Raw genomic sequence first — 17,536 nt, forward strand, 5'->3', positions numbered from 1 at the left:
GGCGCGGCGCACGGGGCGTAAAGCCCCGCCTGCAGATTCTGCGTTGCGGCAATTGAGGTAGGGGCGGTTATCCTTAACCGCCCTTTCGAAAATGATAACGCGTTCGATGCCGAGGGCGGTTAGGGATAACCGCCCCTACCTCATGGGACATTTCGATCAGCATTCTGACGGCCCGCCCGGAGGTCGGGCCCTACCGTTTGAAATTCGAAGCGCGGATCATATCCTCGGCTGGCTCCGTTGCGCTCTGCTGAGCGCCCGGTGTCTGTCCCAATTTCTTGCTCCGCAAAAATTGGGCAGAAAATAAAAGTGCCGCGGCCCCACGCCGCGGCACTTTTTGCACACTCTGCTACCCTATAGCAGAAATTAATTATCTTTCTTTTTCTTGCCGCCGGGACCACCGGGGCCGCCTTTGCCACCACGTTCAGCCAGCTTGGCGCGCAGTTCGTCGAACTTCACTTGCTGCTCAGCGTTGAGCGCGGCGCGGCGTTGGTCGGCGAAACCTTTGTTCACTTCCATGATTTGCGCGCGCTGTTCTTCCTTCGAGAGCGAAGTATCGGCGCGGAGCGCATCGATTGCGGCACGTTCCTGGTCGCCGATAGCTTTCCATTTGGCTTCCTGATCGGCGGTGAGATTGAGCTGCTTTTTCGCGCGCTCCATCATCATGCCCGGGCCACCACCCCCACGACGGCCTTCGCCCGGAGGCGGCGGCGGAGTGTCAGCGTTTTGTTGGACGGAAGTGCCGGCGACTGTTTCAGCAGCTTGCAGACCGGAAGAGACCACCAGTAACGAACTGGCGATGACGAAAAGAAACTTCGAAGAGTTTTTCATAGGGGATGTTTTATGATTACCCACACCTTGACGCAGTGCTCCACGCGGCGGTTTCAACGTTACCAAAAAATCGCGCGGATATATTTTTGAACGTTTCCGAAACCATCTGCGCCGTCGTGCGTCCATGCGCCGCTTTACTCGGGCAAAACATTCTCTCAGAGTGCGCGCTCCATGATCGAAGTTAACGGACTGACCAAACGCTACGGCGACTTCACCGCGGTAAATGAATTATCATTTGCCGTGCGCGCGGGCGAAGTCATGGGCCTCGTCGGCCCCAACGGCGCAGGCAAGACCACCACGCTGCGCTGCGCGACCGGCATCATTCCGCCGACGCTCGGCAGCGTGCGCATTCACGGCATCGATCTCGCCGCCGATCCGGTCGCGGCGAAACGCCAGCTGGCGTTTTTCCCCGATGAGCCGCGCCTCTTTGAATACCTGACGGTGGAACAGCATTTGAATTTCGTCGCGCGCATCTACGGCCTGACCGATTGGAAGGAACGCGCCGCGCCGATTCTCGAAGAACTCGAAATGGCCGACAAACGCGGGCTGCTGCCCGGTGAACTTTCGCGCGGCATGAAACAAAAACTCACGATCGCGTGCGGCCTGTTGCACGCGCCAAAACTGATCATCTTCGACGAGCCGCTCACGGGACTCGACCCGGGCGGCATTCGCCGGATGAAGGAAGTCATGAAGCGACTCGCGCGCGACGGCGCGGCGATCATTTTGAGTTCCCATCTGCTTTCGCTGCTCGAGGAAGTGTGCTCGCACGTGCTGATTTTGAAAAACGGCGTCAAGGTCGCCGATGGTTCCATTGGTGAAGTGCGCGCGCGTTTCGCGACGCATGCAGATTCCAGCTTGGAGGACGTGTTTTTCAAAGCGACGGAAGACGCAGCCACGCCGGCACCCACTTTCGCCGGCAGTGCAATTTCGCCGCCGCCCCTGCCGTGATCAGCGCGTTCGTTTATCTGCAGCTGACTTCGCTGCGCAATCTCGTGGTGCAGCGGCTGCGTCGCCTGAAGCAGCCGAAGTATCTTTTCGGCGCGATCTTTGGGCTCGGTTATTTCTACACGATTTTTTTCCGGCATGCATTTCGCGACGGCAGCAAGCAGTCGCTGCACGTCTCGGCGCCCACGATCGAACCGTTTCTCGAACCGATCGGCGCACTGTTGCTGCTCAGCGTGGCGCTCGTCGCGTGGATTTTTCCCTCGGCACGCGCGGCGTTACAATTCAGCGAAGCGGAAGTCGGATTTCTTTTTCCCGCGCCGGTGTCGCGACGCACGCTGATTCATTTCAAGCTGCTGAAATCGCAGATCGGGATTTTATTTTCGGCGCTATTCTTTGGACTGATTTCTAATCGCGTCGCCTGGCTCGGCGGCAATGCGGTGATGCATTCGCTCGGCTGGTGGGTGATTCTTTCCACGATCAACCTGCACCTGCTCGGCGTATCGTTCGCGCGGGAGAGTTTATTGCAACGCGGCGTGACAGCGCGGCAGCGGTTGGTCGTCGGGCTCGGCGCGGTCGCTGCGGTCGGAGTCGCGTTGTGGTTCTGGTTGCGCGCAACGTTGCCGCCGCTGTCGATGATCGAGTCGTTCGCTTCGCCGGAGTTGCAAAGTTACGCGACGCGCGTGTTCGCCTCGCCGCCGTTAATGACGCTGTTGTTCATTCCGAAGCTGGTGCTGAAACCGTTTTTCGCGGGCGACGCGGGGGCGTTCGCATTCGCGATCGGGCCGGCGCTGGGACTGTTGATCGCGCACTATTGGTGGGTGGTGCGCGCGGATGTGTCGTTTGAGGAGGCGTCAATTGCGCAGGCAAAACAAACCGCGGAGAAAGTTGCGGCGGTGCGTTCAGGCGACTGGCGGGCGGCGCGTAATCTCCCGCTCAAGCCGCGCACGTCGCCTTTCGTGCTCGCGGCGCAAGGCGCGGTCGCGGTCGCGTTTTTATGGAAGAACCTGATCGCGCTCGGATCGTTTTATCGGCTGCGCACCGTGATCATCGCGCTCGCGGCGATCGTCACCCTGCATCTGGGCGCGTGGTTGATCCACGTGGGGCGCGAGTTTCATATTCTCGTCGCGATCGTGGCATTTAGCTCGGCGGGCTGGCTGCTGGTGGCGGGGCCGATGTTTATGCGGCGCGATCTACGGCTGCTGATTTCGCATTTCGATTTGTTGAAAAGTTATCCGCTGCCCGGCTGGCAAGTGGTGCTGGGATCATTGATCTCGCCGATCATCGTGCTGGCTTCGATTGAAACGCTGCTGTTGCTCGCGGGCGCACCGAGCATCGGCATCGTGACCAAGGCACCGGCGATGACCGCGGGCGTGATTGGCGCGGGCTCGCTGGGCATCGTGCTGGTGCTGCCGCCGCTGGCGGGGCTGATGTTGAGCATCCCGTTTGCGGCGACGTTGTTTTTTCCCGCGTGGTCGGACAGCACGGCGAACATGGCCGGCGGCGGCATCGAGGCGATGGGGCAACGCCTGATGTTTTTCTTCGGCTACGTGCTCGTCTTATTCATGACGCTGATTCCCGCCGGGTTGTGCGCAGGCGTGACGGCGGTGATCATGAACTGGCTCGTCGGGCCGTTCGCGGCGGTCGTGGCGACGACGATTGTGGCCAGCATCGTAATCTCGGCGGAATTTGTGGCCATCGTGTGGTGGCTGGGGGGACGCTTCGAGCGTTTCGATCTTTCGCAGGAAATTCCGCGTTAAACGAAAAAGACGCCCCATGGATTTCGATGAACTCACCGCCGTTGCCCGCCAGATCGTGACGTCCGCGCAACGACGTCTGCCAGTCGAGTTGCGCGCCACGGCGGAGGCGGTGCCGGTGTGTTACGAACCGTTTCCGAATGACGATATTCTGGCCGAGGGTTGGGAGCCGGATATCTTGGGCATGTTTGTCGGGCACCCGCACTTAGGGGACTTGGCCGAAGGCGCGCCGCTGCCGCCGCAGATCCTGCTGTTTTTGGAAAACATCTGGGATTACGCCGAGGGCGACCCCGCGATCTACCGAGACGAGGTGCGGCTGACGTATTTGCACGAATTGGGGCATTATTTCGGGTGGGATGAGGACGAAATCGCCGCCCGCGGGCTCGAATAATCACGCAACTTCCCGCCCGCTCGCGGGTCATGGGAAGGACGGCCCCGCCCGCGGCGCTTTCCCGGCGCACGAACTAGGGCTTTCATTCACCGTTCGAATCTGTTTATACGCCTGTAGAAAAGAGCTTTGCGCTCCACACGCGCAGGCTCATTCTCCCAACCTACATCATGAAGAAGTTTCTCACCGCCCTTTTCTGCGTAACCGCCCTGGTCGCGTCGATGTCCGCCGCTGCGCCGCTCACGCGCAAGAACGTCATCACGCAACTCGACAGCTGCGAAGCCATTTTGCAGGAAATCCAAGGTAATTTTAAGACCGCCATCCCGCCCGACATCCTGCGCCGCGCGAAGGGCATCGTCATCGTCAACCAATTCCAAGCCGGCTTCTTCATCGGCGTGAAAGACGGTTACGCCGTCACGTTGGTGCGCCGCCCGAATGGCAAATGGTCAGTCCCCGGTTTCCTGAAAGCTGGCGAACTCAGCTTCGGCCTCCAAATCGGCGGCAAGTCCATCAACGCCGTTTACGTGCTGATGGATGAATCGACCTCGCGCCTGCTCCTGAAGAATCGCTTCAACCTCGGTGCCGAAGCGCGCGCCGTCGCCGGCATCCGCGCCGCCGAACGCGAAGGCGTCACCAACTCCGTCACGACCGACGCCAACGTGCTCGTCTACTCCACAACCGAAGGCCTTTACCTCGGCCTCGCCGTGAAAACCGGCTCGATGTCGCCGAACAACGAAGCCAACCAGCTTTTCTACAACAACAACTCGCGCCTGCCCGAGTTGCTTTACAGCGACTGGGTGCAACCGCCGGCCGAGGCGTTCTACCTGATGGATTACGTGACGCGCCTCACGCAATAAACGCGACGCTCCCAATTCTTTTCAGTTTTCAAACCCGCCCGATTAAGGCGGGTTTTTTATTGGCGGCAGGGTCTGACCTCCGGGCAGGCCGCAGCAATTCCAGGTAGGGGCGGTTATCCTTAACCGCCCTTCAAGATACCCGCGCACGGCATCGATCTCGCTCACCGTAGCCCGAGGGCCGTTAGGGATAACGGCCCTTACCTCAAGACATCGGGCTGCTCGGCTTGTCCGCCATAGCTTTTGGCGACGGCGGAAGATCGGGCCCTACCCGCGCTGCTTAGATCACCCGCGCCATTCGCGCAGGTATTTCACCAACTCGCGCAACACTTCGCCGGCGACACGTTCCTGCGCGATCTCGCGTGTAGCCCGCGGCATTTCGAGCATGCCGGACATGATAGCAAATTTCCCGCCGCGTTGCGCGTGCACAATCGCCCACCACGCCATCGGCGACGCAATCCCGTCCTTGGGCGAAGCCTCCGCGTAACCGGTCGTAGCCACGGCGATGTCGGCATTGAAAAGCATCGCCGCACCTTGCGCCATTTCCACAGCGACGCGTTGCGACACGCAGTTCTCTTTGCGCGCGTGGGCGCGGTTCACGCCGAGTAATTTCACTTTTTGTTCGAGCGAATACGCGGTGATGCCGCCGAGAAAATAATTCGAAGCACCCGACACGGAGGTGATGCGCGCTTGCACGTGCCCGCCGGTGAGGCTTTCGGCCGCCGCGAGCGTCAATTTCGGTTTAGCCAGCAACAGCACTTTCAGTTCGGACTCAGATGTCATGGGCCAAACAATTGCCCGCCGTCCGCCGCAAAGGAAAGCCCGCGTTCACGCCAGCGCGCAATTGACACCTATTAAGTGTCAAAGAACACAAGCAGTCTGCCTTCCTGAAAACAGGCGAAACGACACTTAACAGGTGTCAATTTTCGGGAGCCCAGTTGCGCGTGCCGCAGCCCGAATGACACGTAATACGTGTCATTTCACCCGGGCGCGCTCGGTCTTTTCGCGGGCGAGAATCTGGCGCACGCGCCAGCGCTGGCCTTTGTTGACGATGAAGCCGGCGCACTCCTGCGTGCCGCAACGACACGGGTGACCGCGCCATTCGGAAAAGGGAAACCCATAGTCAAACGTCAGCTCCTCGCCGGGCGCGATGTCGCGTCGCGCCACGAGCCAGATGCGGCCGCTAAAATCCAACGACTCACAATTGCCATCGCACGAGTGATTGACGCGCCGGGCATGATTCCACGGAAAATCCCCGTCCAAATCCCATCGCTTACTGATATCGAACGTATAGACTGCACCGTCCTCGCCGCGCGCCAACTTCGCCAGCCGCTGTTCTTCGATTTTCCAGGCCTGCGCTTTCGTCACGCGCTGGCCGACGTATTCGATGATCTTGGTCTCCTGAGCGATAAAATCCGCCGCGAACAATCCGTAGCCGTGCAGCCCGGAGCGCGCCAGACGCACATTGTCCGGCAAACGTGGCCGGCGTGAATTCCCCACCTTGGTCGCGCTCACTTTAATTCCAGTCCGACCGGGCAGTGGTCGCTGCCCATCACCTCGGGCGAAATCCACGCTTTCTTCAGCGCGGGTCTCAGTTTTTCCGAAGCCACGAAATAATCGACCCGCCACCCGATATTTCGCGCGCGGCAATTCATCATCTGGCTCCACCACGTGTAATGGCCCGGGCCTTTCTCGAATTCGCGAAACGTGTCCACGAAACCCTTGCCGAGCAGCGTGGAAAAATTCGTGCGCTCCTCCTCGGTGAAACCCGCGTTGCGCTTGTTCGTTTTCGGATTCGTCAAATCGAGTTCGGTGTGCGCCACGTTCAAGTCGCCGCAGAACACCACCGGCTTTCCTTTCTTCTCCAGCTTCTTCAAGAAAGCGAGAAACGCCGGGTCCCATTCCTTCGTGCGATACTCGAGTCGCGTTAAACCGCGCTGGGAGTTCGGCTGATAGACGTTCACCAAATAAAAATCTGCAAACTCTGCCGTGATCACGCGGCCTTCGTCATCGTGGCCGGGCAAACCGATGCCGCACGTGACACTCTTTGGCGCGACGCGCGTAAAGATCACCGTGCCCGAGTAACCTTTTTTCACCGCCGAATACCAATGCGGCGTGTAGCCGGCCACCCACGCGACATGCTGGACGTCGCCGGGATGCGCCTTCGTTTCCTGCAGGCAAATCACGTCCGCATCGACCTTCTCCATGTAATCGAGAAAGCCTTTCTTCAACACGGCGCGCACGCCATTCACGTTCCAGGAAACCAGTTTCATGCGGCTATTTCCAAACCGCCAGCAGCGCGCCCTGCAAGGTAAACAACGCGACTTCGTGGCCAATCGTGATGCATTGCAGCTTGAACGTGCGCTGCTCCCACATGCCGCCGTTCACGAGGCGCACACCGATCAAAAACACGCCGACAAACAAACCGTAGCCCGCGCCGTGCCAGCCGTTTTGCACGCCCTGCCAATGCAAAATAACCGAAAGCCCAAACGTGCTCAGCAACATGTGCACAAAGCTGCGAAAAAACATCCCGCCGATTCCTTTGCCCGTCTTCGCTTTGATGGCCTCGGGTGTGAACTTCGTTTCGTCCATCCACGCCTGCGCAAACAGCAGCTGCGAATACCAAATCCAACCCAGCGTAATCCCGGCGACCGAGGTCACCAAGATCGCCAGATAATTCAGCTGCTGCAGCACGTGAAGCATCCCGGCAACGTGGGCAAAAGCCGCGTCGTCGCAATCCTCATATCATAAACCGCACCCCGTCACATGACACGCGCGATGATTGCTTTGCCAAGTATCCGAAACTGAGTTGGCCTTCCCACTTCCGCATGTGCGCCTTCCAACCCATCCCGCTTGGTCAAAGAATTCCCGGTAGCCCACATTCCGTGGCGTGCAGCCTGCCGACCATGGCCGACGTAATCGGTTACGAGGAAGGCCGCCCCGAAACCACGCAGCACATCACATCGGGCTATCCGCGCTTCGTCGTTCACTCGCACGCGAAACAACTTTGCGCGCTCCTCGGTCGCCGAGCGGAACTCGCGGGCCGCTCGCTCTGGCTCGTGACTTCGGCAAAGATGGCCGCAGAACTTGCCACGCACCTCAACACCGACACCGCCGCGCAAGCCGCGCCTTTCCAAGTCGACTCACTCCACGGCGTCGCACACACCGACACCCCGGCGCTCAATTCGCGCGGCAAAGTATTTCTGCAACACCTCGGCGGTTTCCTGTCTTCGCGCGCCGCCGAGGAAGAACTCGTGCGCCTCGGCGAACTTCCCGCCATCGCCGAGGAAAAATTATTCGCCGGTGACGCCACTGCGGAAATCAAGCGCGTCCTCCATGAAGCCTATTCGACTGCGAGCGCGGCCGACATTCTCCTCGCACCAAGCGGTATGAACGCGCTCTACGCGTCGTTCCGGGCGATCAATGCGCTGCAAGCCCCGCGCGGCCGCACGATCTGGCTGCAAATCGGCTGGCTCTACCTCGACTCCATCGCGCTGCTGAAAAAATTCACCGCCGATCCGACGCGTGACTACATCCGCCTCGGTGACGTCACTGATTTTGCCGCCATCGAAAAAGTGTTTGCTGAAAAAGGCGCGCGCATCGCCGGCCTCATCGTCGAAGCGCCCACGAATCCCCTCATCCAGACGCCCGACATTCTCACACTTTCCGCGCTCGCGCGCCAACACGGTGCGCGGCTCATCCTCGATCCGGCCATCAGTTCGCCTTTCAACGTCGATCTTCTGCCGCACGCCGACGTCGTCGCGCAAAGCCTCACGAAATACACCGCGCACGAAGGCGATGTCATCGCCGGCGCCGCCGTGGTCAACTCCGCGCAACCGGACGCCGCCGAACTCACGCGCCTCATCACGGAGCATCTCGAGCCTGTGCATGATCGCGACCTCGCCCGCCTCGCTGCGCAAATCGGCGGCGCCCCGCGCATCATTTCCAAGATCAACGCCAACACCCTGCGCGTCGCCGAGTTCCTGCAAAGCCATCCGGCCATCGACAAAGTCTGGTGGGCGCTGCAACCCGCCACGCGCGACAACTACCTGAAAGTCGCGCGCACGCCCGGCTCGGTCGGCGCGATGATTTCGTTTACGCTGAAAGGCGAACTCGCGAAATTCTACGACCGCGTGAATCTGCCCAAGGGCCCGAGCTTTGGCATGAGCACGACGCTGATCTCGCCGTTCATCTATCTCGCGCACTACGATCTCGTCACCACCGAAGCCGGCCGTGCCGAACTCGCCGCCCACGGCCTCTCGCCAGATTTGCTCCGTCTCTCTGTCGGCGTCGAATCCTCCGAAGACATCATTCGTTCCTTGAGCGAAGCGCTCACTTAACCAATTTTCTACCCGCCACCCCGCATGACTACCCCCAAAGCGAGCGCAGAGTTTTTAATCATGGATTTCGAAGCCCAGCGCCAACGTGCGCACCGGGAAAAAATTGAAAGCCGCTGGCGACTGGCACTGGTCATCTTCCGAATTTCCCTGATCTTGGGAGCGCTCATTTATATCAACGCGACGCCGCTAAAATTTTCCACCACGCAGGTCTGTAGCTTTTTCCTGATCTATGTTGCCGCGGGCGCGTGGCCTGCCCATCAGGCATCTGAAAAGATCATCCGTCTTCAGGCGGAAATAGATCGTTTGAAGAGCAAGGAATCCATTCGCGATTAAGCGCACTCACTCGCCATGAAAAAAACCACGACGCTCTTCATCGTCCTGCTTTTGACCGGTTGCGCTTCGATGTTCGACGAACCTACCGGCAAAAAACGTCAGAAAATCGAAAGCGAACGGGCGATTGCCGAACGCTCTTCCGACTACGCGGCCCGCAGCGCCGAAAAATCCGAGCAGATGCGAAAATTCGGCAATCCGAACTCGCGCTGATCCTCGCTTCGCTATTTTGCCGCGCTATCTCCGCCGGTCTCCCGCACGATTAATTTGTAATCGGTCGCGCCGTCCGGAGCTTTGATGATCAATTTGTAGTCCACGCCAGCCTCCGGCGCATGCACGAGTTTATCGGACATCGCCGTGTCCCCCGCGATCAGCTTGGAGGGATCTAACCGCATGCGGTTTTCAGGTTGCGGCGCGGGTTTAAAAAACAACTTCGGCTTGCCGGACATTTCCTTCAGTTTGAGGGAAGGGAGCGCATCCAACGGTTGATTTTCAAAACTCGGCAAAACGATACTCGCCGCGCACAGCGAGCCGGTCAGTCCAACGACAAACATCAGCGGAAGTTTCATGGGGAACAGCGAGAAGCTGTCAGACAGACCGCGAATAAACCAGCCCGTTCCTCGACGCGCGCGCCAGCGGCGCCAAACGTTATTTTTTATCCGAAAAATACCGCAGCGTCCCAAAGATGCCGCGCGCGTGCATGGCTTGAAATTCCGCAAGCTGTTCGCGCGTGGCCATGTCACCCAACGGCGCAAACACCGTCCCTTCCATGTCGAACGCCGGCACGCCATAATCCTTCCACATCAGTGTCGGCAAACTGCCGCCCGTGCAGACGAGTCTCGAATAGGGCCCGGCTTGCGCGCCGGTGCCGATCGCACTTTCGACATAAACTTTGGCCACCGCTTCGCAACGCGCCGTGTAATCCGCATCCCCGCCGCTCGCGACCGAGCGCACAAGATCCGTGCCCGCCAGCATCGCCACGCAGTGATACGAATACACCGTCAGCGGCTTCACTTCCTTCATCAACGCCGCAATCGCCCGCGCCTCCGGCTCCGATTCGGGCCGCGGACCAAAATAAGTCGTCGATTCCGGGTCGGAACTGATGAGCCCGTAGAGATAAGAAACCTCACCCCACAACGCGGTGAAGTTGCGGTTCAAATCCACGCCCGCGGCATTTTTGCGCAGATAATACGGATACCCTTCCGCGAGGCGCTCGCGTTCATCGATATTCATGATCGGCACCGCCACGATCCCGACGTTCGCGAGCGCGTCCGGATTTTCCGTGCAGATTTTTTCGAGCGCCGGCAAAATCAGTTCCGGCCCGGATTCGCCCGCGTGAATCGAACCGATCAAAGCGATGCGTTTTTCAGAATTGCCGATAAACAACGCATTGATCGCCCGGCCTCGCACGGTGGCACCAATCGTCTTTTTTGTGACGAGCTTGGGATGCGCTTGCGCCAGCGCATCGATGCGACGCTCGATCTCCGCCTGATTCCAGAATGTCTGCGGATCACGCACGCGCGCCACTTTCGGCCCGGTCGGCGCATCGCCTAAGTTTGACGACACCCAGTAAACATACGTGCGACCGATCTCCGCCGCCTCGTCAATGAACTCGTATTTACGCTCGTTGATCGCGGGCAACGGCGCGTCCCAGATCACCTTCGCTTTCGCGGGCGTGAGGTCGTTGATGATCTCCTCGTAATCCATGCCGAACACCAGACCCGGCACTTCCGCGCGATAAATCCGCAGCACGAGTTTCGGGTCTTTCGCCGGACCAGTCAGGTCCGCCCAGAAACGTGTGCTTTGGTAAAACGACAGCCGCACCTTCCCGTCACGCACTCCAGCAACCAGATCGATAAATAACCCGCGCCCCGCCGGCGGCGGAGTGCGTTCCATCTGCGCGGACAGCGTGGAAATTAAACTCAAACCAAGCACGAGACTCAGAATAAATTTCACCGCGCTATCCGTGGCCAACCCATTCCAAGGCGCAAGTCTCGCCAACCTGAAATTTCATCCTCAAGCGCCTTTCACGCAACCCGTGTGAGCCGATGAAAACGCCAGCCGAGCAACACCGCCGCGCAGCCGAGTCCCGTCGCGAGTCCGATCCACAATCCTGGCGCGCCAATCGATGTCTTGAACGCCAGCACGTAGCCCAGCGGCAGCGACACGACCCAATACGCGATAAATGTCAGCACCGTCGGCACGCGCACATCCGTCAATCCACGCAACGCGCCCGCACTGATCACTTGCGCTCCATCGAAGACTTGGAAAATCGCCGCGACGAATAACAACTGCGCCGCCAGCGAAGCCACTTCCACCGCCGGCGTGAAGAACCCCGTGATAAAACGTCCCGCAAACGCGAACACGCAGGCGAAGAAAATCATCGCGCCGAGTCCGGCGTAAAACGCCCCGAAGCCGATCGACCGCGCCGCTTCGCGCCGGCCCTCGCCGATCGCTTTGCTCACGCGCAGGCTCACGGCCATCGACATTCCGAGCGGCACCATAAACGTGAGCGCTGCACACCCGAGGGCGACTTGATGCGCCGCCAGCGGCACCGTGCCGAGCCAGCCCATCATCAACGCGGCCATCGCAAACGCGCCGCCCTCGAATAAAAACATGCTGCCCGCCGGCACGCCGAGTTTCAGCAACTCGACAAAACGCCGCCACTCCCAGCCCCGCCACGGCGCGTCGCGCACCACCGCAAACGTCGGTGACGTTTTCAGCCACCACCCGAGTGCCACGACTGCAACGATGCGCGCGATCAGCGTCGCGACGCCCGATCCGACCAAGCCCATCGGCGGCACACCGAGATGACCGAACACAAAAATCCAGTTGAGCAACGCATTGAGCGCGATGTCCGCGATCATGATGCCCATCGGCACCCACGGCCGCCCGAGCGATTCCGCAAACTGACGCTGCACTTGAAAAAACAACGCCGGAATAAACGACACGCCGATGAGCAGCAAAAACGGTTTCACCACCGCGATCACTTCCGGCGGCTGGCCGTAACGATGCAGTTGCGTCGACAAAATCAGAATCAGCCCGAACGTCGCCCCACCCACGATCAGCGCAAGCGCCCGCCCGTGACGCAACCACGCCGCGCAACTCGCCTCGTCGCCCGCGCCATGATCGCGCGCCGCAAACACGCCCGTGCCGAGCAACAAGCCGATGCCCACGACGTAGAGAATGTGAAACGCCCCATGCGTGAACGCCGCCGCCGCAAGCTCCACCGTGCCGACGCGTCCGATAAACGCGTTATCCGTCACGCCGATTAACATCTGGCTGACCTGCCCCACGATAATCGGCAGCGCCAGCGACAGGGTCGCGCGCAGCTCGCTTAAAGTAGATCGTGGAGATGACATGGTCGAACCAGCCTCCCGATTTCGGTGCCGCACGCAACCGCGCGCTCCTGATTCCGCCCGCTCCCACAAGCACAGTCGCCCCGCGAAAAGTTTCGAAATAGGATCTCATGAATGACACGTAATATGTGTCATTCCGAGTGAAACGAACGGGTGAATACCGCGCCGAATTTAGACACAGGCTGAATTTCTATCGCCTCACATCAGTGGCGACATTGAATCATTTGCCATGTCCGCCCTCGCCCTTGGCCTCGTGCTCATCGCCGCGTTCACCCACGCGACATGGAACTTTGCCGCGAAACGTTCGGGCGGAGGCCTGCCCTTCGTGTGGCTGTGCGGACTGATTTCGCTCTGCCTCTACCTTCCGGTGGTGGTCGGTTACTGGACTTGGAAACATCCCGTGCTGCCCGCCGGCACCGCGCTCGTCATTATTGGCAGTGGCATTATTAAACTCGCTTACTCGCTCCTGTTGCAACGCGGCTATCGCACAGGGGATTTCTCACTGATCTATCCACTCGCGCGCGGCACCGGGCCGCTGCTTTCCACCATCGCGGCCATTGCGATCTTCAGTGAACGGCCCACGGCCCTCGCGCTGGCGGGTGGGTTCGCGATTGTGGCGAGCGTGTTTTATCTCACGGGCGGCACGTCGCTGTTACACGCCGATCGCAGCCACTTGCGCCAGGGCTTGATTTACGGCTTCACATGCGGGTGCTGCATCGCCGGCTACACCGTGTGGGATCAGCGCGCGGTGTCGCACTTGGAAATTCCACCCGTGCTCTACGACTTCGGCACGCAAGTCGTGATGGTCACCCTGCTCACTCCACTCGCGTTGAGGCGCTTGCCCGAAGTCGCCCACGATTGGAAAACCAATCGCGGCAAAGCCGCCACGGTGGCGATCCTCGGGCCGACAAGTTATGTGCTGATTTTGACCGCGATGAAATTCACGCCGGTCAGCTACATCGCCCCCGCGCGAGAAATCAGCATTCTCATCGGCACTTACTTCGGCGCCAAGTTACTCAAGGAGTCCGACGCCAAACGTCGCCTCGTCGCCGCCAGCGGCATGGTCGCCGGCATCATCGCGCTCGCCTTGGGATGACACGTAATACGTGTCATTGCTCGTGGTATGCGCGAATCCCTGAAACCCGCTCTGAGATCGGGCCCTCCCTCACTCCACTTCCTTGAGCGGCACCAGTTTCACTCCATCCGAAGAGCATTGGGTGCGTCCCGCCACGAACTGGCTGCGGCATCGCGGGCAATAGCTCACGCTCTCCTCACTATCTGCCCTAGGCAGTGCGAATAATTTTTGCTCGTCCACGTGCGCGATTTGCAACGCCACCGCGACGTGCTGCGCCAGACGCGCATGAAACCACGCCGTCACTTCCCGCGCGAGCGGCGAATCTTTTTCTCCGCCCAACGGCCAGCGCAGGTCCGCGAGCGTCTGAAATACGATCGCCTCGCGCTCTTTCTCCCGCGCAAAAGCCAGCGCGTAAGCCAGCGGATGTTGCAGCGGAAACCACGCCTCGCCGACCACCGCGCGCAACCGCATCGCCTGGGGCGGCAGCATGGCCGCGCTGAACAACGCCGTGCCGCGATTGTCCGGTCGCGCGGCTTTCAGTCGCTTCATCGCGCGCACCGCGAACCCGACCGCGGCGACATGCAGCAGCAGCAAATAACCCGCATACAACGGTAGCGTGCGCCCGATAAAGTCCGACCACCTTTTCGGCAGCTCCGCGGAAAAATCACTCGCAAGATAAATCGTAAGCGCCACCGCCAGCAGGAAAAATAACGTGTTCAACATCGCGAGCGTTCCCGTGCGCGCTTGCAACACGCGCTGCCGACGCCGCAAATGCGCGGGCCGCACACAGCGCCCGACCCACGCTTCGATGCGACGCGTGCGCGCCACCGGTTCCATCTGCGCCAGCGACAACAAACCGCCGGCGGTGATGTGTCCGGTGTCGCGGTAAAAACTTCCGCCGTTCACGAGCACCCAGCCTTTCTCCACGCGGGTTTCCTTGATTTCCTCCCAGCGCCACGCCCGGGCCACGGGCACGCTGCTTCCTTCGCGACCGGCGACGCCCACCGCACGATTGGCGATGCCCGCCGGTGAAATCGAAAATGGAATGTCCGGGCAAGTCGCCCGCCAGCCCGCCGGCCACCCATGCGGCAAGTGCCACGTCATCTCATGCACACCCGCGCGCCGGCCCAACCCGAAGAGGTTGAACAACCCGTTCGCGGCAAACCGCACCCCGTCCGCCGCCCACAGCGCCCAGAAAACCAGCAACACTCCGATCAGTTCGCTCATCGGCAGCGAGGCGACGATTCGCGCGGCATCGGCAGCGTCCGGCGCATCAAGGCGCAGGATCCTGCGGACGCGAGCCCGTGACTTTGTTCATGATTTTCTTGATGCCCATCCACAGTGCAACGAGCCCACCGACGATAAACTTCCAGAATTTACCGAAGAAAATGCCGAATTTCGCGAGCAGTCCTAACTTCGCCGCCGCCGCCGCGCCACCACCGAGCACGAGCGCCGCCAAACCGTAAGCAGCAACCTTGTCGCCCTGTTTAAACTCCGCGTATTTCTCACCCTGCACATAGCTGAAGTTTTGCGCGAGCAACGTATCGGCTTCCAACTCGGCCGTTTTGAAACCCGAAGTGTCGCTCACGAGCGTGACATTCATCACGCCGCCGCGGCCGAGGAGACGGATATTTTCGTTAATCCACGGCTCTTTGTAGTTGTCCTGCGACGACGAGAGCGTGATCGCCCATTTCAAGTGATTCGTCTTCGTGTCGTAATGCGGCTGCGTGGCCCAGCCGTTTAATTTCATTTCGTCCCAACCGCGTTCCTTGCGCGCGGAGTTCGCGGCCTCCTGGCCTTCGGTCATGGACTTCATCAACTTCTCCGCGTCGAGCTTGTCCTTCTCGTCGTCTTTCACGTATCCGACGTCATCGTAGTCGAAGAAAAGCATCCAGTCATTCGGCGCCAGCAATACGCCGACTTCATTCCCGCTGCGGGAATTGCGCGTGAGCTCATAAAAACGGTCGAGCGAATCCGGCCCGACAAACGCGTAGCCTTCCGGCAATTTGATTTCCGCTTTTGAGCCGAGCGCGACCGTGGCCGGGCCCGACGTGAGTTTCACGCCCGCGCGCGTAAACGCTTCCTGGCGCGTCTTGGGCGGAGCTTCGGTCGTTTCAGGTTTTGGGTCGGCCGCAAAAACCGCCGAGACCAGTGCGAGTTGAACAAAAACCAAACGAAGTGTGTGCATGGAATAAGTTGAAATGAGAAGGCGGGCCCGACGTCGGTTTATTCGCGATGCGTCACGCCGGGTCAAGCGGCATGGCGGCCCGCGTCGCGCATGCCTCAGTTCAGCTCTCGCGGGCCCAATCCGTTTGTCATATATTATATGACAAACGGATTGGGCCGCGCAGCGCAGTCTGGGAATAAAGTTTGAAGCAGCTCGCCCGGCGCGCACACAGTCGGGTCATGCGTCTTTCCAAGGAAATCATTGTGCTGGTCGTGTTGCTGGTCGGCACGATGGCGTTCGTGCTGTGGTATGTCGCCGACCGCAAAGCGAAGAACCGCGCCGAAGCGGGCGCGCCTGTGGTCGCCTCGCCCGTTTCGAACGCGCCGATTCCTGCTACATCGACTCTTGCGCCCGTGCCCGCCTCGCCTGCTCCGGTCGCGCTCGGTGGTGACAACGAGAAGAAGACCATCGATTTCTCCTCCGGTCAGCCCATCGTCAAAGACAGTGCTGAAGACAAAGCCGCGATGGATGCCGCGCTCAAAGACATGGCCGCCGCGCACGAGGACGTGACCTTTGGGCCGTCGACCAAAACCAAGCCCACTCCTGTCACTCCGCCAAAATCGTAAACCCGTTCGCATCCGCGCCCACCTCATCACGCCCATGATTCACGGAAGTTTTGATCTGCCCGTCGCCTTCGACCTTGGCGCGACGTTTGCCTTCGCACTGTCCGGCGCGCTGGCGGCGATCAAACGTAATTACGATATCGTCGGCGTGATCGCGCTCGCGCTCGTCTCCGGCATCGGCGGCGGTTTGATTCGCGACGGACTTTTTCTTTCGCAAGGCCCGACGCCGCTGCTCACTAATCCGAATTATATTTTTGTGATTCTCGGGGCCGTTGTCGCAGGCGTGTTGTTCGGTTTGCGCATTCATCACTTTGCGCGACTCATTGCGGTGATCGACGCGCTCGGGCTCGGCGCCTACGCGGCGTTTGGCGTGCAAAAATCCCTTCTCGTGGGGCTCACGCCGCCCGCCGCCGTGCTCGTCGGTGTCGTCAACGCAGTCGGTGGCGGCATCCTGCGCGATCTGCTCTGCCGCGAAGAACCGCTCGTCTTCAAACCGGGCCAATTTTACCTGCTCGTCGCGCTGGGCGGCGCGGTCACGTTTGTATTCTGCAGCGCGACGCTTGAACTGAGCGCCAATAATTCCGCCGCCATTGCGATCACGGTCACGTTTGTGTTTCGCATCCTGACGATCCTCCTGAATTGGCGCACGGCGTCCGTTTCCTCGGGAAGCATTTTCGAAAACGACGACACTCCACCGCCGCCGCCGACCAAAAATCCTTAGCAGAAAATTTCTTGGCCGCGGACGAAACCGGCAGCTCCTTTCGGGAAATATCTGAGTGTGGCCGGCTGCCATTCGCCGGAACGAACTCTGCGAACGCTGCCTGATACCGCGAACGCGTCGCGCAAGTTATAGTGAGTGCATCATGAATTTCA

The 17,536-nt window shown here is 60.1% G+C and carries 20 protein-coding genes; 10 read left to right on the top strand and 10 right to left on the bottom strand.

What is annotated here, in order from left to right:
• Positions 1–363: 363 nt before the first annotated feature.
• Positions 364–828: a hypothetical protein gene (locus ACRRQW_RS06165; RefSeq protein WP_438480393.1), complete on the bottom strand. Its 465-nt coding sequence runs from the start codon at positions 826–828 to the stop codon at positions 364–366.
• A 171-nt stretch (positions 829–999) separates the two neighbouring features.
• Between ACRRQW_RS06165 and ACRRQW_RS06170 the strand changes: the two genes are divergently transcribed.
• From ACRRQW_RS06170 to ACRRQW_RS06185, 4 genes are all read left to right on the top strand, one after another.
• Complete coding sequence (locus tag ACRRQW_RS06170; protein ID WP_438480394.1) at positions 1,000–1,776, top strand: ABC transporter ATP-binding protein; 777 nt, start codon at positions 1,000–1,002, stop codon at positions 1,774–1,776.
• The gene (locus ACRRQW_RS06175) at positions 1,773–3,530 is read left to right on the top strand and encodes a putative ABC exporter domain-containing protein (protein WP_438480395.1); all 1,758 of its coding nucleotides are present in this window, start codon (positions 1,773–1,775) and stop codon (positions 3,528–3,530) included. Before ACRRQW_RS06170 ends, ACRRQW_RS06175 begins: the two co-directional genes overlap by 4 nt.
• Positions 3,531–3,546: 16 nt before the next feature.
• Positions 3,547–3,918 carry a metallopeptidase family protein gene (locus ACRRQW_RS06180; protein ID WP_438480396.1) on the top strand — a complete coding sequence of 124 codons (372 nt, stop codon included), beginning with the start codon at positions 3,547–3,549 and terminating at the stop codon, positions 3,916–3,918.
• A gap of 167 nt (positions 3,919–4,085) precedes the next feature.
• The gene (locus ACRRQW_RS06185; protein ID WP_438480397.1) at positions 4,086–4,772 is read left to right on the top strand and encodes a lipid-binding SYLF domain-containing protein; all 687 of its coding nucleotides are present in this window, start codon (positions 4,086–4,088) and stop codon (positions 4,770–4,772) included.
• A gap of 282 nt (positions 4,773–5,054) precedes the next feature.
• Here ACRRQW_RS06185 and ACRRQW_RS06190 read toward each other — a convergent pair whose 3' ends face one another.
• From ACRRQW_RS06190 to ACRRQW_RS06205, 4 genes are all read right to left on the bottom strand, one after another.
• A complete protein-coding gene (locus ACRRQW_RS06190) occupies positions 5,055–5,552 on the bottom strand; it encodes a CinA family protein (RefSeq protein ID WP_438480398.1) in 498 nt (165 codons plus the stop codon).
• 192 nt (positions 5,553–5,744) lie between these two features.
• Positions 5,745–6,284: an SET domain-containing protein gene (locus ACRRQW_RS06195; RefSeq protein WP_438480399.1), complete on the bottom strand. Its 540-nt coding sequence runs from the start codon at positions 6,282–6,284 to the stop codon at positions 5,745–5,747.
• On the bottom strand, positions 6,281–7,042 hold the full coding sequence (locus ACRRQW_RS06200) for an exodeoxyribonuclease III (protein ID WP_438480400.1): 762 nt from the start codon (positions 7,040–7,042) through the stop codon (positions 6,281–6,283). The genes ACRRQW_RS06195 and ACRRQW_RS06200 overlap by 4 nt, the downstream gene beginning before the upstream one ends.
• A gap of 4 nt (positions 7,043–7,046) precedes the next feature.
• Positions 7,047–7,472, bottom strand: coding sequence for a DUF1761 domain-containing protein (locus ACRRQW_RS06205; RefSeq protein ID WP_438480401.1), 426 nt, complete (start codon positions 7,470–7,472; stop codon positions 7,047–7,049).
• A 203-nt stretch (positions 7,473–7,675) separates the two neighbouring features.
• Between ACRRQW_RS06205 and ACRRQW_RS06210 the strand changes: the two genes are divergently transcribed.
• Genes ACRRQW_RS06210 through ACRRQW_RS06220 form a run of 3 tightly spaced genes read left to right on the top strand, consistent with a single transcriptional unit; the run spans position 7,676 to position 9,652 of the window.
• Positions 7,676–9,109, top strand: a complete 1,434-nt coding sequence (locus tag ACRRQW_RS06210; RefSeq protein ID WP_438480402.1) for a PLP-dependent transferase — start codon at positions 7,676–7,678, stop codon at positions 9,107–9,109.
• 60 nt (positions 9,110–9,169) lie between these two features.
• Complete coding sequence (locus tag ACRRQW_RS06215) at positions 9,170–9,442, top strand: hypothetical protein (protein WP_438480403.1); 273 nt, start codon at positions 9,170–9,172, stop codon at positions 9,440–9,442.
• A 15-nt stretch (positions 9,443–9,457) separates the two neighbouring features.
• On the top strand, positions 9,458–9,652 hold the full coding sequence (locus ACRRQW_RS06220; RefSeq protein WP_438480404.1) for a hypothetical protein: 195 nt from the start codon (positions 9,458–9,460) through the stop codon (positions 9,650–9,652).
• Positions 9,653–9,663: 11 nt separating this feature from the next.
• On the opposite strand, the gene ACRRQW_RS06225 is transcribed toward ACRRQW_RS06220, so the two are convergent.
• The 3 genes from ACRRQW_RS06225 to ACRRQW_RS06235 all read right to left on the bottom strand — a co-directional run bounded on the left by ACRRQW_RS06225 (position 9,664) and on the right by ACRRQW_RS06235 (position 12,801).
• Entirely contained in the window at positions 9,664–10,008 is a 345-nt protein-coding gene (locus tag ACRRQW_RS06225) for a hypothetical protein (protein ID WP_438480405.1), read from the bottom strand.
• A gap of 79 nt (positions 10,009–10,087) precedes the next feature.
• Complete coding sequence (locus ACRRQW_RS06230) at positions 10,088–11,395, bottom strand: M14 family metallopeptidase (RefSeq protein WP_438480406.1); 1,308 nt, start codon at positions 11,393–11,395, stop codon at positions 10,088–10,090.
• Between the two features lie 71 nt (positions 11,396–11,466).
• A complete protein-coding gene (locus ACRRQW_RS06235; protein ID WP_438480407.1) occupies positions 11,467–12,801 on the bottom strand; it encodes an MATE family efflux transporter in 1,335 nt (444 codons plus the stop codon).
• Between the two features lie 226 nt (positions 12,802–13,027).
• Between ACRRQW_RS06235 and ACRRQW_RS06240 the strand changes: the two genes are divergently transcribed.
• Entirely contained in the window at positions 13,028–13,894 is an 867-nt protein-coding gene (locus tag ACRRQW_RS06240; protein ID WP_438480408.1) for an EamA family transporter, read from the top strand.
• Between the two features lie 69 nt (positions 13,895–13,963).
• Here ACRRQW_RS06240 and ACRRQW_RS06245 read toward each other — a convergent pair whose 3' ends face one another.
• Positions 13,964–15,100, bottom strand: coding sequence for a hypothetical protein (locus ACRRQW_RS06245; RefSeq protein ID WP_438480409.1), 1,137 nt, complete (start codon positions 15,098–15,100; stop codon positions 13,964–13,966).
• A gap of 46 nt (positions 15,101–15,146) precedes the next feature.
• A complete protein-coding gene (locus tag ACRRQW_RS06250; protein ID WP_438480410.1) occupies positions 15,147–16,061 on the bottom strand; it encodes a DUF2167 domain-containing protein in 915 nt (304 codons plus the stop codon).
• Between the two features lie 218 nt (positions 16,062–16,279).
• Between ACRRQW_RS06250 and ACRRQW_RS06255 the strand changes: the two genes are divergently transcribed.
• Positions 16,280–16,666, top strand: coding sequence for a hypothetical protein (locus ACRRQW_RS06255; RefSeq protein WP_438480411.1), 387 nt, complete (start codon positions 16,280–16,282; stop codon positions 16,664–16,666).
• A gap of 34 nt (positions 16,667–16,700) precedes the next feature.
• A complete protein-coding gene (locus tag ACRRQW_RS06260) occupies positions 16,701–17,384 on the top strand; it encodes a trimeric intracellular cation channel family protein (protein WP_438480412.1) in 684 nt (227 codons plus the stop codon).
• The last annotated feature ends 152 nt before the right edge of the window (positions 17,385–17,536 follow it).

This window comes from Oleiharenicola lentus, from assembly GCF_051660365.1.
GTDB classification, from domain to species: domain Bacteria; phylum Verrucomicrobiota; class Verrucomicrobiia; order Opitutales; family Opitutaceae; genus Lacunisphaera; species Lacunisphaera lenta_A.

Bases quoted from the DNA above. Each gene is read 5' to 3' on its own strand.
- ACRRQW_RS06190 (WP_438480398.1), bottom strand. From the start codon at position 5,552: ATGACATCTGAGTCCGAACTGAAAGTGCTGTTGCTGGCTAAACCGAAA.
- ACRRQW_RS06220 (WP_438480404.1), top strand. From the start codon at position 9,458: ATGAAAAAAACCACGACGCTCTTCATCGTCCTGCTTTTGACCGGTTGC.
- ACRRQW_RS06200 (WP_438480400.1), bottom strand. From the start codon at position 7,042: ATGAAACTGGTTTCCTGGAACGTGAATGGCGTGCGCGCCGTGTTGAAG.
- ACRRQW_RS06170 (WP_438480394.1), top strand. From the start codon at position 1,000: ATGATCGAAGTTAACGGACTGACCAAACGCTACGGCGACTTCACCGCG.
- ACRRQW_RS06240 (WP_438480408.1), top strand. From the start codon at position 13,028: ATGTCCGCCCTCGCCCTTGGCCTCGTGCTCATCGCCGCGTTCACCCAC.
- ACRRQW_RS06205 (WP_438480401.1), bottom strand. From the start codon at position 7,472: ATGCTTCACGTGCTGCAGCAGCTGAATTATCTGGCGATCTTGGTGACC.
- ACRRQW_RS06180 (WP_438480396.1), top strand. From the start codon at position 3,547: ATGGATTTCGATGAACTCACCGCCGTTGCCCGCCAGATCGTGACGTCC.
- ACRRQW_RS06225 (WP_438480405.1), bottom strand. From the start codon at position 10,008: ATGAAACTTCCGCTGATGTTTGTCGTTGGACTGACCGGCTCGCTGTGC.
- ACRRQW_RS06245 (WP_438480409.1), bottom strand. From the start codon at position 15,100: ATGAGCGAACTGATCGGAGTGTTGCTGGTTTTCTGGGCGCTGTGGGCG.
- ACRRQW_RS06255 (WP_438480411.1), top strand. From the start codon at position 16,280: ATGCGTCTTTCCAAGGAAATCATTGTGCTGGTCGTGTTGCTGGTCGGC.
- ACRRQW_RS06185 (WP_438480397.1), top strand. From the start codon at position 4,086: ATGAAGAAGTTTCTCACCGCCCTTTTCTGCGTAACCGCCCTGGTCGCG.
- ACRRQW_RS06250 (WP_438480410.1), bottom strand. From the start codon at position 16,061: ATGCACACACTTCGTTTGGTTTTTGTTCAACTCGCACTGGTCTCGGCG.
- ACRRQW_RS06165 (WP_438480393.1), bottom strand. From the start codon at position 828: ATGAAAAACTCTTCGAAGTTTCTTTTCGTCATCGCCAGTTCGTTACTG.
- ACRRQW_RS06210 (WP_438480402.1), top strand. From the start codon at position 7,676: ATGGCCGACGTAATCGGTTACGAGGAAGGCCGCCCCGAAACCACGCAG.
- ACRRQW_RS06215 (WP_438480403.1), top strand. From the start codon at position 9,170: ATGGATTTCGAAGCCCAGCGCCAACGTGCGCACCGGGAAAAAATTGAA.
- ACRRQW_RS06235 (WP_438480407.1), bottom strand. From the start codon at position 12,801: ATGTCATCTCCACGATCTACTTTAAGCGAGCTGCGCGCGACCCTGTCG.
- ACRRQW_RS06260 (WP_438480412.1), top strand. From the start codon at position 16,701: ATGATTCACGGAAGTTTTGATCTGCCCGTCGCCTTCGACCTTGGCGCG.